This window comes from Ramlibacter sp., from assembly GCF_029866045.1.
Classification (GTDB): domain Bacteria; phylum Pseudomonadota; class Gammaproteobacteria; order Burkholderiales; family Burkholderiaceae_C; genus Ramlibacter.
The window spans coordinates 1-14,210 of the sequence record NZ_JARXAB010000098.1 but is presented as its reverse complement, the minus strand read 5'-3'; the positions used below and the strand labels follow the sequence as shown (position 1 = coordinate 14,210).

Here is a 14,210-nt window from a genome sequence, read left to right as displayed (position 1 = left end):
GCCCTGCTTGGCTACTCACCCTGGATGTTCGACTCCCGGATGACTTTAGCCATCTTGGTGTTGGTGGTCTGGATCAGTTCGCCCAGATCCTTCGGCGTGCCCGGTCGAGGTGTGGCGCCCAGTTTGGCCAGGCTCAAGGACACCTGAGGGTCCCGCAGGGCCTTATTCAATTCCTGGTTTAGCTTTTCAATGGTCGCAGGCGGAGTGCCCTTAGGCACAAGCATACCGGTCCAGGTCGAGAACGAAAAGCCCGGCACCCCAGCTTCAGCCACCGTGGGGACCTGCGGCAGCAAGGGCGTACGCGCTGTCGAGGCCACGGCCAATGGCACCAGCTTGCCCGCTTCGATGGCCCCGAGCGCCACCGACAAGGCCGAGAACATAACCTGTACCTGTCCCCCCTGAACATCTGCCAAGGCGAACCCGGCGCCGCGGTACGGAATGTGCAAAATGCGGGTGTCCGTGACGGACTTGAACATCTCCATCACCACGTGGTGTGACCCGCCCATGCCGCCCGACGCATAGCTCAACTGACCTGGCCGGGCCTTTGCCTTGGCCACCAGATCCCCCACGGTCTTAACGCCTACCGACGGATGGGCCACGAGCACCCAGGTGCTGGCAGAGATGATGCCCACAGGATCCAGCGTATCGAGGGCATTGAAGTTGACGCGCTTCTGAATGATAGGTACGTAGGTGAGCGTGCTGTCGCTGATTCCACCGATCGTGGTTCCGTCGGGACGGGCGCGCGACAACTTGTCCAATCCGATCATGCCGGCAGCACCGGCCATGTTCTCGACCGCGAAGGGCTGGCTCATGTTCTCCGACATCTTCTGCAAGACTAACCGCAGCGAAGTGTCACCCGCAGAGCCCGCCTGCACGGGCGAGATAACGGCAATGGGGCCGCTCGGCCAAGGAGCTGCCTGCCCGAATGCGACCAATGGTGCGGCCAGAAGGAATGCAAGGGCGGTTCTGCGGGGTGTCATGTTGTCTCCTTATTTGTCCTCTTGGAATACTCAGGTAGCGGCGTCGGCCTTACGCATAGCCTGCACGCCGATCTTCAGCGTCATGGCGCCGGTCATCGGCAGCACGCATGACACTGCTTCCAGCACTTGCGTGCGCGTCATGCCATAGGAATAAGCGCGCAGCATGTGCTGGGCAGCCAGATCGGTCTCGCCGCGCGCGCATGCCGCTGCAATGGCCACAAGTTCGCGTGGGCCAGCACCCAGGCGCGCGGCTGGCGTGGGTGTCAAGCAATGGTTCACCCAACGCGCGGCCACGCGGGCAAGCTCGGGGTCCAGCGCGGCGATATAGGCGTACTCGTCCTGGTCGCGCTCGTTGTCGGACACGGTGCCGTCCTGGCTGCGGCCTTGCTCCATTTCAGGGAACGGCACCAGCTCCTTAGGTTCGCCGCCGGGGGGCATAGAGCCAAACGGGTAGTCGGGCGTATTCGCCACCAAGATGGCCGCCGCCGTATGGGCCACCGTGGTCCAGCCAGTCACCGCTGCCATGGCAGCCGCGGCCTCGAGCATCACCACATTGGTCACGCCCAGGTTGTAGAGACGCCGAACGTGGTTGGGAGTGAAACCGTGTTCAGCCTTCGCGGCAAGCATGCTCAGCGTGATCAACTCGCGCATCACGCCAGAAAGCTGCTGCTGAGAGCCCGTTTTTCCGGTGTAGTGGTGAACGTAGCCCGCCGTCTTCGAGATCAAGTCGTAGGTGGGGGCCGATTCGCGGATGAGTACCTTAAACTGGTCGAAGATATCGCCGCGTCGCTTAAGCGCGCGTGCCAGCACTTCATCGGGGTGCAGGCTCTCGCCTTCATCGTTTAAGCCATAGTCTTTTGTCATGAGGTCTCCGGGTGATATGTGCGAGCGAATCCATCCGCGGGCGCGATGGGCAACCCCACCAAGGCTTCCAACGAAACGTGCGAGAGCCCTTCGACCTTGTCGATGAGCCGCAATCCTTCGGGGGTACAAGCCAGCGTGGCCAGGTCGCTGTAGATGCGCTTCACGCAAGCAATGCCCGTAAGCGGGTAGCTGCATTGCTGCACCACTTTGCTCTGGCCGGTGCGAGTGAGCAAATCCATCATCACCCAGGTTTGCTTCGCGCCTACAGCTAAGTCCATGGCGCCGCCCACGGCGGGGATCGAACCCGCTTCGCCCGTAGTCCAGTTCGCCAGATCGCCGGTGGCCGAGACCTGGAACGCGCCGAGCACGCAGATGTCCAGGTGGCCCCCACGCATCATCCCGAAGCTGTCGGCGTGGTGGAAGAACGCGCCACCGGGCAGCAAGGTCACGGGTTGTTTGCCGGCATTGATGAGGTCGTAGTCTTCTTCGCCGGCAACGGGCGCTGGGCCCATACCGAGTATGCCGTTCTCGCTGTGCAGCACGATCTCGATGCCCCGGGGCAAGTGGTTGGCAACTAGGGTCGGCTGACCGATGCCCAGATTCACGTAGGCGCCGTCGTGGATGTCTTGCGCCACGCGGCGGGCCAGTTCGTCCTTGGTTCTTCTTGTGTAGCTCATACAGCCGCCTTGAAGCCACCGGCCTGAGTGGCCACGCGAGGTATCTGGACCAAGGCGCTCACATAGATGCCGGGTGTGACTACGGCCTCGGGGTCGAAGCCGCCTAGTTCAACGATTTCATACACGCTGGCAATGGTTCGCTTGGCCGCTGTGGCCATCACTGGCCCGAAGTTGCGCGCAGCCTTGCGGTAGCTGAGATTGCCCCAACGGTCGCCGCGCTCGGCCTTGATGAGTGCCACGTCGCCTACGATGGGGAACTCCAGCACATAAGCTTTGCCGTCGATGACACGTGTTTCTTTCGGCGAGCCATCGGCGTTGTTAGCGAGTTCTGTGCCAAAGCCGGTGGGCGTGAAGAAGGCACCGATTCCCGCCCCAGCGGCGCGCAGGCGCTCGGCCAGGTTGCCTTGCGGCACCAGCTCCAGCTCGATGCGACCACTTCGGTACAGCGCATCGAACACATGGCTGTCGGCTGAGCGCGGAAAGCTGCAGATGACCTTGCGCACTCGCCCCGCCTGGAGCAACCGGGCCAGACCCTGCTCACCGTTACCGGCGTTGTTGTTGACCACGGTGAGTTCGCGCGCGCCCATTTCGATCAGTCCGTCAATCAGTTCAACGGGAACACCAGCGGTACCGAAGCCGCCGATGAGCACAGTGGCACCGTCTTCGATGCCGCTTAACGCGTCGGCTACCGAGGCAACGATCTTCTGGATCATGGACGTGGCCTACGCTGCAGCAGAAGTCGCTGCGGCCATCCCGACCTGCAACGCGCTCACGAAAGCCTGTGGATCGTCGATCATGGGGAAGTGACCCGCGTTGTCGACCACTTGGATCGCTGCATCGGGCAGCAGCGCTTCATAGTCCGACCGGCAAGAGATCACCGGTCCACGGTCGCCCATCAACACCACCGCCGGCACACCCGACTTGCTCAACAAGCGAAGCTGATCGGCGGCCTTGTATTGTCGGATGGCCCACATCACATCCACCATGCGCCAACCGCCGGCCTTGTGGCGGTCGATGTTCCAGCGTTTCAGCAAATCGAGATCGAACGCACGAAAACGGGGTGCGACCTCCTCGTAGGTCTGTGTCGGGATCGAAAACATGGTTTCAATGCGCAACCACTGACCGGCCCAGTCCGCCTCGCTGCGCAACGCCGCCTCCGCAATCACCACCCCCGCCACCCGCGAAGGCGCGGCTACGGCAAGTGCGATCGCGATGAAGCCGCCCACCGAAGCGCCGCACACATGCGCCTTCTTCAGGCCCAACGCATCCATGAACGCCAGCACGGCTTCGGCGTAGTCCTCAATGGATTGGTGCCCCTGCGGATTGTCCGAATCGCCGTGGCCCGGCATATCCCACGCGATGCAGCGGTGGTGTTGCGATAGTCCCGCCATCACGCTCGCAAACTCGTGCAACGAACAACCATTGCTGTGCAACAGCAACAACGTGGGGCCTTCGCCCGCTTCAACGTAGTGGATGCGACCGCTGGTGGTCTCGCAAAAAGATTCTTTGCATTGGGGGTGGCGGGGTGTCATGTAAAAATCTTAGGGATCTACACACCTTCCAGGAAATGATTTTGGTTGATTGGCGGGATCAACATTCCTGATGAAGGCGGTCGGCCGAAGCGCTCAGCGCGTCTGAGCAGGATTTCAGGATATCCAGAAAGACAATGGCGGGACGCGACAGCGGAGTGCGAGCCCGCTCGATGCGGAACAGTTCAAGCGAGAGCGTTGGCCCAACAATTGGGTTGATGATGAGCTGCCTGTTTTCGATCTCGCGCATCATCGCAATGCCTGGATGTACAGCCACCCAATCGGTCTGACTCACGAAATCCACCGCAGCCAGCGAACTATCGATCTCCATGCGCTCGGCCACCACGGTGCCGGTCGCCGCGAGGTAACGCTCGAGGTACGTGCGCCGCACCTGGAGCATGCTGGGCACCACCAGCTTGAGTGGCCCCAGCGTCGACAAGCGCACCGGCGCCCGGTGCTTCAGACCCAGCGGCGACTGCGGTCCGCTCACCAGAAACTCGGGCGTACGTGCGAACAGCTCGCTTCGAAGACCCACTTCGGAGCTGAAACCGGGCACGATGCCGAAATCCAGCTCGCCTGCGCGCAACTTGGCTATCACGATGTCGCTGTAGGCGTCGATGACGCGGACCGCCACGTTGGGGTGCTCCTTCTTGAATCGGGCCAGTGCAGGGGCCAGGGCGCCCCGCGTCATGGTTGGCGTGAGGCCCAAAACCACTTGGCCATCCAGGCTCTCGCCAAAGTCCCGGATGGTAAGGCGCACCTCTTCGTGAGCGCGCAGCACCTCCACACAACCCCGGTAGTAGGCCTCGCCTGCGGGCGTAGGCACAACGTTTCCCACCTCACGCAAAAACAACTTCACGCCGTACTGGTCTTCCAGTTTTCGCACGTGCTGGGTGACGCCGGACTGCGTGGAGTTTTCACGAACCGCCGCCGCGGTGAACGAACGCTCTTCGTACACCGCAACGAAGAGCTTTAGGCGAAGTAGCGTGTCGACCATGTCTTATTAGGGAACTTGATTAACTTTATCATTTCAAATAATTTCTGTTAATTATTACTGGTCCTTAACATGCGCAAGAACAAAAAGCAATTTTGCAGCCAGTAGGGGTGTACAGAAGCATGAAGACAGACCTCGCCGCAACGGCGCGAGCGCTTAACGCACCTGCACCTGCGATCGATCCTCACTCCCTGCGCAAGGTTCTTGGCAGTTTCGTCACCGGCGTCACCGTGATTACGACCATCGACAAAAACGGGAAGGCTTACGGCCTCACAGCCAATTCCTTCAGCTCGGTTTCGCTTGATCCCCCATTGATTCTTTGGAGCCAGTCACTTACTGCGCCTAGCTACCCCGTGTTCCGAGATGCATTGCGATTCGCAGTGAATATCCTTGCGGATGACCAGATTGATATTTCTAGGCGCTTTGCCGGTTCATCGGACGACAAGTTCACAGGGGTGGCCATGCGCGCTGGAATCGGCGGCCTACCATTGATCGAAGGCTGCGCCGCCTACTTGGAATGCGCCTCTGAGGACAGATTTCCCGGCGGCGACCATGCGGTGTTCTTGGGACGGGTGGAGAAGATCGAGCACAGTAACCGCAGTTCACTGATCTTCGGAGGCGGGAAGTACCTGACCGCCCAACCGTATGAACTCAAAAAAACCTCGCCCAACATCTAGGTCTTTAGCCGCCTAGACAGGCAGGCCCCCATCAAATCTAAATTTTAGGAAAAGTGAATGAAGCTAGGAATGTTCATGATGCCGATGCACCCATTGCACCGCAACCCGACACAGACGCTTCGTGAGGACCGGGAAGCAATCATCCTGGCGGACCAGCTCAACTTTCATGACGCATTCGTTGGAGAGCACCTATCAGACCAGGCTGAAAACGTCACGAACAGCTTGATGTTTCTTGCGACACTCATTCACAGCACACGCAACATCAAGCTTGCCTCCGGGACCTGTAATTTGTCACAGATGCACCCCACGCTGATTGCAGCGCAGGCTGCAATGTTCGACCACCTCGCTCAGGGGCGCTTCATCTTTGGCGTAAGTCCTGGGGCACTCGCATCCGATGCCGAGGCGATTGGCATTTTGGGCCAGGACCGCAATAAATTGTTTGCGGAGGCCATTGATGTCATCTTGGCTATCTGGGAGCGTGAGCCGCCGTACGACATCGATTTTCCGGACAACCGCTTCAAGGTCACCACCCAAAAGTCCCTGGCCCTGGATCTGGGGACCGGGGTTATGCAGAAGCCTTACCAAAGGCCGCGCCCAGAGATCGTGGGCACGGTTGTGGCACCCTTTTCCAAAGGCGTGATCGCCATGGGTGAGCGCGATTTCCACCCGATGTCGGCCAACTTCTTGCTGCCTAAATGGGTCAAGACTCACTGGGGCAACTATGCGCAAGGAAAGCAAAATGCTGGTCAACTAGCCGACCCGGCTCAATGGCGAGTTGCTCGCAGCATCTTCGTCGCGGACGACGATAAGGTAGCCGCTGCCTATGGCGGCGCGGATGCGAACAGTCCTTATCGCTTTTACTACCACCAACTCTTATCAAAGCTGCGTAAGTCCAACCGGCATGAGGTTTTCAAGGAAACGCGCGAGGAGGCGGACGAAAAGATCACGGTGGACGCCGTGATTGAGCGTCTTTGTATCAGCGGCAGCGTCGACAAGGTGGTCGATGAAATCCTGGCATTGCGCGAGGTAACTGGAGACTTCGGCGAGCTTGTCTACGCGGGCATGGACTGGGTCGACGAGAAATTAGGACGCCGCTCGATGCAGTTGATGGCCGAGCAGGTTATGCCTCGCGTTAATGCAGCCATCGCAGCGGGACAGACTGCCTAATCGGTATCAGCAGCGCTTGCCACTTGTCCCGGGCGCACGCCCGCCGCTTCCCTCGTTCGGGAGGCTTGTTGCCGGCGGTCCCTCAGCCCACCCAAACGAGGTCACCACAGGTGGCGCTGAAGCGCCCTTCGACAGAGCTAAGCGTCGGGTGTGCGGCAGGGGTTCGGCGGCGCCTATGCGGGGCTGAGGAGCGGAGGGCGCTGGGGGCCGAAGAGCGAGGCATGTTTGAGCCCTGAAAGGGCGAGTTTGCCTCGCGTGCCCCTGGCGACCGAGCACCGCAAGGAAGCCCGAAGGGCCCCCGCATCGAAGCCGCCGGGCCCCTGCTGCGCACCCGACGCGTGCCACGCCAACGCCAACGGAAACGGAAACGCCTCAGGGCCCCGAGCGCCCGAACAAAAGGCCCAGGCCCCAGAGAACACCGATCAACACAGGCTGGTGCAGCATGTACCAGCTGAGGCTCCAGCGCCCAAGCCAAGCCAGTAGTGCCGGTGCGGGACCCTCGAGCCACTGCGGACGGGACGCCAGCATCCATTGGCCCGCCGCCATGCCCCACCAGACGGCCGCCAACCAAGGCACCAAGGGGACGTAGTCCTCGGTGATCGGCTTATGGCTGAGCAGACCGAGCCAATGCAGGCCCGGCGCGTCCAGCCACGATGGGGCAAGGCCCTGGCTGTGGGCCCAGGTGGAAAGGAAGTGGAACCCCAGCGCCATCGCGCCGGCCAGCCACAGGCCCCGTCCCCAGCCGGCGCTGCAGCGCAAAACGATCAGCATCACCGCAATGGCATGCAGCACGCCAAAGTAGATGAAGCTGCGCGGAAACACCAACCAGGAGCCCGCCGTCACCAGCAGCGCGCAGCCGGCCACCTGGGCCCAGCGGAGCCAGAAGCGTCGGTCAAACCGATCGGCAAAACGCAACTCGCCCGCGCCGGTTGCCGGTCCAAACCCCCTCCCCTGCAGAGCCACCGCCTGAGACAAGCCTACGCAAAAGAGGAACAGGCTCACGATGCAGGTGCGTTGCACCGTCCACACTGGATCCCGGTAGAAATCTTGCCGCCACCAGCCAAACCAGGCCAAGTCGAACCCCAGGTGGAACAGCGTCATCCAGACCACGGCCACCCCCCGCAGCGCATCAAGCCGGTCGTGGCGGGATGGACCGGCACTCACGGCGAGAGCGGCAGGGTCTATCGCGGGGTCTGGGGCAGGGGGCGAGCCGGGGATAATCACGCCCCATGCTAGCCCAACACCAGCTCGAGCTGCTTGCCCCCGCCCGCGACGCCGACATTGGCATCGAGGCGATCAACCATGGCGCAGATGCCGTCTACATCGGCGGGCCTGGCTTTGGCGCGCGGGCCTCGGCGGGCAACAGCGTTCAGGACATCGAGCGCCTCGCCCGCCATGCCCACCGCTTCGGCAGCCGGATCTTCATTGCGCTCAACACCATCTTGCGCGACGACGAGCTCGAAGGCGCCCGGCAAATGGCCTGGGACGTCTACCACGCGGGAGCTGACGCGCTCATCGTGCAGGACATGGGCCTGCTCGAGATCGACCTGCCGCCGATCCAACTGCACGCCAGCACACAGACCGACATTCGCACCCCCGAGAAAGCCCGCTTTCTGCAGGACGCGGGGTTCTCGCAGATCGTGCTGGCCCGCGAGCTGACCCTGGAGCAGATTCGCGCCGTCGGCGCCGCGATGGACCCCGACCGTGCGGCGATGGAGTTCTTCGTTCATGGCGCCCTGTGCGTGGCCTACAGCGGCCAGTGCTTTATCTCGCATGCGCACACCGGGCGCAGCGCCAACCGCGGCGACTGCTCACAGGCCTGCCGACTGCCCTACCAGGTGCTGGACGACCAGGGCCGCTTCATCGCCCACGACAAGCATGTGCTGTCGATGAAGGACAACAACCAGAGCGCCAACATGGCTGCGCTGGTGGACGCCGGCATCCGCAGCTTCAAGATCGAGGGGCGCTACAAGGACATGGGCTATGTGAAGAACATCACCGGCCACTACCGTAAGCTGCTAGACGAACTGGTCGAGGCCCGCGAAGGTTCGGATCAGCCCTTTGCCCGTGCCTCGAGTGGCCGCACCCGCCTTTTTTTCACACCCGACCCCAACCAGAACTTCAACCGCGAGTTCACCGACTACTTCGTCAACGGCCGCAAAGACGACATCGGCGCCTTTGATTCGCCCAAGAACCCGGGCCAGGCCATCGCCTGGGTAACCCGGGTGCAGGAGGCCGAGGGCTGGATCGAGCTGGAATGCCAGGACCCGGCCACCGAGCTGCACAACGGCGATGGTCTTTGCTACTACGACCTGCAAAAAGAACTGGTGGGCGTGGCCATCAACAGGGCCGAGAAGCTGGGCGGCACGTCAGGCACAGGTGGCCGTTGGCGGGTCTTCCCCAAGGACCCGATCGCCGGTATGCGCGACCTGCGCAAGGGCACCGAACTCAATCGCAACCGAGATATGAGCTGGGTGCGGCAACTGGAAAAGAAGTCCAGCGAGCGCCGCATTGGCCTGTGGGCCGAGCTGTCCGAAACTGCCGACGGCTTTGCACTCTCGCTCACCGACGAAGACGGCCACAGCGCCCGCGCCGCCCTGCCCCACCCCAAGGAGCCGGCGCACGACGCTGGCCGGCAAGAGGCGCAGCTGCGCGAGCAGCTCGGGCGCTTTGGCACGACCGATTTCGAGCCGCTGGACATTCGCCTCGCGCTCACCGGCCCCTGGTTCCTGCCCGCCTCGTACCTCAATGCGCTGCGGCGCGAGGCAGTGGCTATGCTGGAAGCCACCCGCAGCGCCGCCTACACCCGTCCGCCGCGCGCCCAGCCGGTGGAGCCGCCGGTGCCCTACCCGGAAGACAGCCTGAGCTACCTGGCCAACATCTTCAACCAGAAGGCGCATGACTTCTACGCCAAGCACGGGGTGAAGGTGATCGAAGCGGCCTACGAGAGCCACGAGGAGGAAGGCGAGGTCTCCCTCATGATCACCAAGCACTGCGTGCGCTGGAGCATGAGCCTGTGCCCGAAGCAAGCCAAAGGCGTGACGGGCGTCCAGGGCACGGTGCGGGCCGAGCCACTTCAACTGGTCAATGGCAAGGAAAAGCTCACCCTGCGCTTTGACTGCAAGCCCTGCGAAATGCACGTGGTGGGCAAGATGAAGAAGTCGGTCATGAACCAACGCGCCCAGGAGATGACGGAGGCGCCGCTGCAGTTCTACCGCACGCGCCCCCAGAAGGTCACACCGCCCTCGGCGTGACCTCCTCGGCAATCCGGGGGGCCAGGGTGGCCTCGGCCGTCTTGATCTCGTAGGCGGTCTGCAAGTTCATCCAGGTCTGGACGTCACCGCCGAAAAATCGCACCAGTCGCATGGCGGTGTCGACGGTGATCCCGCGACGCTCCAAAACGATGTCGTTGACGCGGGACGGCGGAACCTTGAGCGCCTGCGCCAAGGCGTGGGGGCTCATGCCCAGGGGCATGAGGTACTCTTCTCGCAGCACCTCACCCGGATGAACAGGGCGCATGCGATTGACGGGAGCGGACGGGGCCATGAGGTACTCCTTGTTTCAGTGGTAGTCCACGATTTCCACGTCTCGGACGCCGTCGGGCGCCCAGACGAAACACAGCCGAAACTGGTCATTGATCCGGATGCTGTACTGGCCTTTCCGGTCGCCCTTGAGTGCCTCAAGGCGGTTGCCTGGCGGTGCACGCAGAGCGTCCAGCGTCACCGCACTGTCGAGGAGTTGGAGCTTGCGCTCTGCAACCGCCAGGATATTGGCGAATCGCCTCACACGCGCCCCGGAGAACACGGCAGCGACATCGGGATCGAGGAAGGACAGGATCACGCGCCAAGTCTATGCCGTTTACCGGTAAACGGGAAGTCGGGCTTGAAGCTGCTGCAGGGTGTGTGAGGAATGCTATCTTTCAAGCATGACTCCGCGTTCCGATTCGATCTCATCTGCGGCTGACCTTCAGCGGAAACCAGCGCGCGCCATCGCCTGGCTGGCCACTCTGCCAGAGGGATTCGCACAGGCCAAGCCACAAGCCGACCCTGTGGTGATTGCCCTCGGCTCGGGCGACGGCCGCTTGGCATGACGTGGAAGGCCACCCGCGCCCTGGTGACAGGCGGCACCCGGGGCATCGGCGAGCAGTTGGTGCGCGAGCTGGTTCAGCGGTGTCTGCGCGTGACCGCCACCGGCACCAGCGAGGCGTCCGTCCGCGAGGCCAGCGCACGCCTGCCCCAAGTGCACTGGGAGGTTCTGGACCAAGGCGACGCCGACAGCCGTGCAGCCTTCGCCGGGCGCGTCGCGCGGGCCGATTTCGACCTGGTGATCCACAACGCAGGCATCCAGCAGCTGCGTGATTGGACCGCACCCGATGCGGCGGTGGACTTCGACACCGAACGGGAAATGCAGATCAACTTCGTCGGCCCCGTGGAACTGACCCGACTGCTACTCCCGCAGCTGGCCCGTCAGAAGCAAGCGGCCATCGTCTTCGTGACCTCGGGCCTGGCGCTAGCGCCAAAGAAAAGCAGCCCGGTCTATTGCGCGAGCAAGGCGGCTCTGCGCTCATTTGCCAAGTCACTGCGGGCGCAATTGCAAAACGAAGGGCTGCCTGTGCGGGTCATCGAGGCCCTGCCGCCCATCGTGGACACCGACATGACCCGTGGCCGCGGCCGGGGCAAGATCAGCGCGCAAGCCGCAGCCCGCCAAATCCTGACCGGCATCGACGCCGGTCGCCAGGAGATCGACGTCGGCGCGACCCGACTCCTGCGCTTGATCCAGCGGATCAGCCCGGCGCTGGCAGGCCGCATCATGATCAAGCGCTGAACGTCCGCAAGACAACCATGATTTCCTGGTGGAGAAGGCTCGTGAAAGCCAGCCTGCGCTGGCTGATGCGCCATGGCCGCCAACCCTGGGCTATTTTGGTCCTGGCAGCGGTCGCCTCGGTAGACAGCTTGCTCCCCATGATGCCGGCCGAGGTGCTCGCAGTTGCCCTCTTCGTTCTGCAGCCTACGCGGGTTCGGCTGGTCTTCGTGATGTTCGCCGTCGCAGCGGCCCTGAGCGCGCTGCTTCTGGCGCTGGTGGTGAGCGGCGCCACCGCAGTGGCGAGCCAGATCGACAGCGGGGCCAGCCTCATGGGAACCACCGCGGGCCCCGGCTGGGAGCGGGCCAAGGCCCTCGTGCAGACCTGGGGAGCGCCGGTGCTGGCGTTCTCGGCCCTGTTCCCGGACAGCCCGCGAACCTCGATCGTGGTTGCCACCCTGGCCGGTCTGCCGCCGCTGACCATCACCGCTTGGGTGCTGGTGGGCAAGCTGGTACTGTATGGCGTGCTGGCCTGGGGCGTGGTGCGCCTGCCCCAGTGGTCACGCAGTGTGCGCTGGAGCCAGGGGTCGATAGGCAGCCGCCTGCAGCGGATGAACCGACGCCTGCTGGCGCTTCGCCGCCTGCTGTCGAGGGCGCCGCCCTCGTCCACGCCGACCTGGCAAGAGAAGCCGCCGTGACCGGTACCAGCCAAGGGGTTGTGGGCCGGCCCGTGACTCGGTAGTCCATTGCCAGTCCGGGCGACTCAGCGCGCGGGCTGTCTGGGCGGGCCATCAGGGGGAACCCGGAGTCGGCGCCGGAATGCTATCTTCTCTTCATGACTACCCGCGCCAACTCGAATACCTTGCCCACATTGCTGCGCCACCCGGCCGGCTCGCTCGCGACTGCCACCGCGCTCGCCCTGGCCGCCCTCACGGGTCTTGGCGCCGGGAAAGCCCAGGCGCAGACCCCGGTAGCGACGGTCCCCATCGTCGATGAAGTGCCCTTCATCGTCTCCCCCGATAACGTCACCCTCGAGATGCTGCGTATCGCCTCGGTCGGTGCCAAAGACCATGTGATAGACCTTGGCTCGGGCGACGGCCGGATCATCACCACCGCTGCCAAGCGCTTTGGTGCTACCGGCCTGGGCGTAGAAATCGACCCCTCCCTGGTCGAGAAGAGCCGAAAGATTGCCGCCGAAGCTGGCGTGGGCGACAAGGTCGAATTTCGCATTCAAGACCTGTTCACGACCGACCTGTCCAAGGCCACGGTCATCACCATGTACCTGCTGCCGGATTTCAACATGCGCCTGCGGCCGTCCATCCTGGCGCTCAAGCCTGGCACCCGCATCGTCTCGCATGACTGGGACATGGGCGAATGGAAGCCCGACCAGACCACCGTGCTATCGGTCCCGGACAAGCAGGTGGGGCGCGAGAAGTCGAGCAAGGTCCATTTCTGGACGGTGCCCGCGCAGGTGGCCGGCCTGTGGTGCGGCGCGGGCCCGCTGGGGTCCTACAGCCTGCGTTTGACTCAGAACTTCCAGGAGGTGACCGGCACCCTCCAGCGCCGCGAACGCCGCTGGCCGATCACCGGCCGCATGCAGGGGCCCACACTGGCCACAGAAGAAACCGCGGTGGGCAGCCTGGTGCTGGAGCGGGACGGCCAGGCGCTGCGCCTCGCCGGTGGCAAGGGGCCGGTGGCATTGGCCAAGGGCACCTCATTTACCGCCGCCAAAGGCAGCGACTGCGGCAAGGGCGGCAAGGCCTGAGCCTGTTGGGGCGGCCGGGTGTCGATCCCGCCCCAAAATCCAGACCCGTCATCGAAAGGGGGCCGGAGCGCCAGCCTCAGGGTGACGTGACTTAGCCGACCCAGCGGCGAGCGTTGCGCCAAACGCGCAGCCATGGGCTGTGGGCACTGATATCGCCGCCGGTCCAGGACATCTGGACGTTGCGAAACACCCGCTCAGGGTGCGGCATCATGGCGGTGAAGCGGCCATCGGCCGTTGTCACCGCCGTCAAGCCGCCGGGACTGCCGTTGGGGTTGAAGGGGTAGACCTCCGTGGCCTGACCCTGACCGTCCACGAAGCGCATCGCGGCGATCGCCTTCGCAGAGTCACCACGCCGCGCGAAGTTCGCCAAGCCCTCGCCATGGGCCACCGCAATCGGCAGGCGGCTGCCTTCCATGCCCTGGAAGAACAGGCTGGGCGATTGGAGCACCTCCACCTGCGACAGGCGCGCCTCATAGCGCTCGCTGAGGTTGGTGGTGAACCGCGGCCAGTCCTGCGCGCCGGGAATGATGTCAGCCAGTTCGGCCAGCATCTGGCAGCCGTTGCACACGCCCAGGGCGAAGGTGTCACTGCGGCCGAAGAAGGCCTGGAACTGCGCCGCCAGCGGTGCGTTGAAGGTGATGCTGCGGGCCCAGCCGATGCCAGCGCCCAGGGTGTCGCCGTAGCTAAAGCCGCCGCAGGCAACAAAGCCCTTGAACTCAGCCAGCGTGGCGCGCCCAGTCTGCAGGTCGGTCATGTG

Annotated in this window: 17 protein-coding genes; 7 read left to right on the top strand and 10 right to left on the bottom strand. The window is 63.4% G+C overall.

The genetic code is table 11. From position 1 onward, the window contains the following. Window positions 1-11: 11 nt before the first annotated feature. From QE494_RS11090 to QE494_RS11065, 6 genes are read right to left on the bottom strand one after another with little or no spacing between them, the layout of a single operon-like run. Window positions 12-980, bottom strand: a complete 969-nt coding sequence (locus QE494_RS11090; RefSeq protein ID WP_300043309.1) for a tripartite tricarboxylate transporter substrate binding protein — start codon at window positions 978-980, stop codon at window positions 12-14. Between the two features lie 30 nt (window positions 981-1,010). Then, window positions 1,011-1,844 carry a carboxymuconolactone decarboxylase family protein gene (locus tag QE494_RS11085; protein WP_300043308.1) on the bottom strand — a complete coding sequence of 278 codons (834 nt, stop codon included), beginning with the start codon at window positions 1,842-1,844 and terminating at the stop codon, window positions 1,011-1,013. After that, window positions 1,841-2,521 (bottom strand): 3-oxoacid CoA-transferase subunit B, encoded by a 681-nt coding sequence (locus tag QE494_RS11080; protein ID WP_300043307.1) that lies wholly within the window; start codon window positions 2,519-2,521, stop codon window positions 1,841-1,843. Before QE494_RS11080 ends, QE494_RS11085 begins: the two co-directional genes overlap by 4 nt. Next, window positions 2,518-3,234, bottom strand: a complete 717-nt coding sequence (locus QE494_RS11075) for a 3-oxoacid CoA-transferase subunit A (RefSeq protein WP_300043305.1) — start codon at window positions 3,232-3,234, stop codon at window positions 2,518-2,520. The genes QE494_RS11080 and QE494_RS11075 overlap by 4 nt, the downstream gene beginning before the upstream one ends. 9 nt (window positions 3,235-3,243) lie before the next feature. Further along, window positions 3,244-4,053 (bottom strand): alpha/beta fold hydrolase, encoded by an 810-nt coding sequence (locus QE494_RS11070; RefSeq protein ID WP_300043304.1) that lies wholly within the window; start codon window positions 4,051-4,053, stop codon window positions 3,244-3,246. A gap of 58 nt (window positions 4,054-4,111) precedes the next feature. Then, window positions 4,112-5,047 (bottom strand): LysR family transcriptional regulator, encoded by a 936-nt coding sequence (locus tag QE494_RS11065; protein WP_300043302.1) that lies wholly within the window; start codon window positions 5,045-5,047, stop codon window positions 4,112-4,114. Between the two features lie 119 nt (window positions 5,048-5,166). Here QE494_RS11065 and QE494_RS11060 point away from each other — a divergent pair, with 119 nt between their 5' ends. Together QE494_RS11060 and QE494_RS11055 are read left to right on the top strand one after the other, a co-directional pair. Then, window positions 5,167-5,721: a flavin reductase family protein gene (locus QE494_RS11060; RefSeq protein WP_300043301.1), complete on the top strand. Its 555-nt coding sequence runs from the start codon at window positions 5,167-5,169 to the stop codon at window positions 5,719-5,721. A 57-nt stretch (window positions 5,722-5,778) separates the two neighbouring features. Then, on the top strand, window positions 5,779-6,888 hold the full coding sequence (locus tag QE494_RS11055; protein ID WP_300043299.1) for an LLM class flavin-dependent oxidoreductase: 1,110 nt from the start codon (window positions 5,779-5,781) through the stop codon (window positions 6,886-6,888). Window positions 6,889-7,260: 372 nt separating this feature from the next. On the opposite strand, the gene QE494_RS11050 is transcribed toward QE494_RS11055, so the two are convergent. Next, a complete protein-coding gene (locus tag QE494_RS11050) occupies window positions 7,261-8,052 on the bottom strand; it encodes a DUF1624 domain-containing protein (protein ID WP_300043298.1) in 792 nt (263 codons plus the stop codon). Window positions 8,053-8,117: 65 nt separating this feature from the next. Between QE494_RS11050 and QE494_RS11045 the strand changes: the two genes are divergently transcribed. Continuing rightward, window positions 8,118-10,142: a U32 family peptidase gene (locus QE494_RS11045; RefSeq protein WP_300043297.1), complete on the top strand. Its 2,025-nt coding sequence runs from the start codon at window positions 8,118-8,120 to the stop codon at window positions 10,140-10,142. On the opposite strand, the gene QE494_RS11040 is transcribed toward QE494_RS11045, so the two are convergent. Then, window positions 10,123-10,434, bottom strand: coding sequence for a HigA family addiction module antitoxin (locus tag QE494_RS11040; RefSeq protein ID WP_300043296.1), 312 nt, complete (start codon window positions 10,432-10,434; stop codon window positions 10,123-10,125). The genes QE494_RS11045 and QE494_RS11040 overlap by 20 nt on opposite strands. 15 nt (window positions 10,435-10,449) lie before the next feature. Then, window positions 10,450-10,728 carry a type II toxin-antitoxin system RelE/ParE family toxin gene (locus tag QE494_RS11035; RefSeq protein WP_300043295.1) on the bottom strand — a complete coding sequence of 93 codons (279 nt, stop codon included), beginning with the start codon at window positions 10,726-10,728 and terminating at the stop codon, window positions 10,450-10,452. 85 nt (window positions 10,729-10,813) lie between these two features. On the opposite strand from QE494_RS11035, the gene QE494_RS11030 reads away from it, so the two are divergent. From QE494_RS11030 to QE494_RS11015, 4 genes are all read left to right on the top strand, one after another. Next, entirely contained in the window at window positions 10,814-10,978 is a 165-nt protein-coding gene (locus QE494_RS11030) for a hypothetical protein (protein WP_300043294.1), read from the top strand. Then, a complete protein-coding gene (locus QE494_RS11025) occupies window positions 10,975-11,712 on the top strand; it encodes an SDR family oxidoreductase (protein WP_300043293.1) in 738 nt (245 codons plus the stop codon). The genes QE494_RS11030 and QE494_RS11025 overlap by 4 nt, the downstream gene beginning before the upstream one ends. Window positions 11,713-11,753: 41 nt before the next feature. Continuing rightward, complete coding sequence (locus QE494_RS11020; protein WP_300043292.1) at window positions 11,754-12,386, top strand: hypothetical protein; 633 nt, start codon at window positions 11,754-11,756, stop codon at window positions 12,384-12,386. A 137-nt stretch (window positions 12,387-12,523) separates the two neighbouring features. Then, on the top strand, window positions 12,524-13,453 hold the full coding sequence (locus tag QE494_RS11015; protein ID WP_300043289.1) for a cyclopropane-fatty-acyl-phospholipid synthase family protein: 930 nt from the start codon (window positions 12,524-12,526) through the stop codon (window positions 13,451-13,453). Window positions 13,454-13,544: 91 nt separating this feature from the next. Here the strand turns inward: QE494_RS11015 and QE494_RS11010 are convergent. Further along, a partial coding sequence (locus QE494_RS11010; RefSeq protein WP_300043287.1) for a phosphoribosylformylglycinamidine synthase subunit PurQ occupies window positions 13,545-14,210 on the bottom strand: 666 nt, incomplete at its 5' end.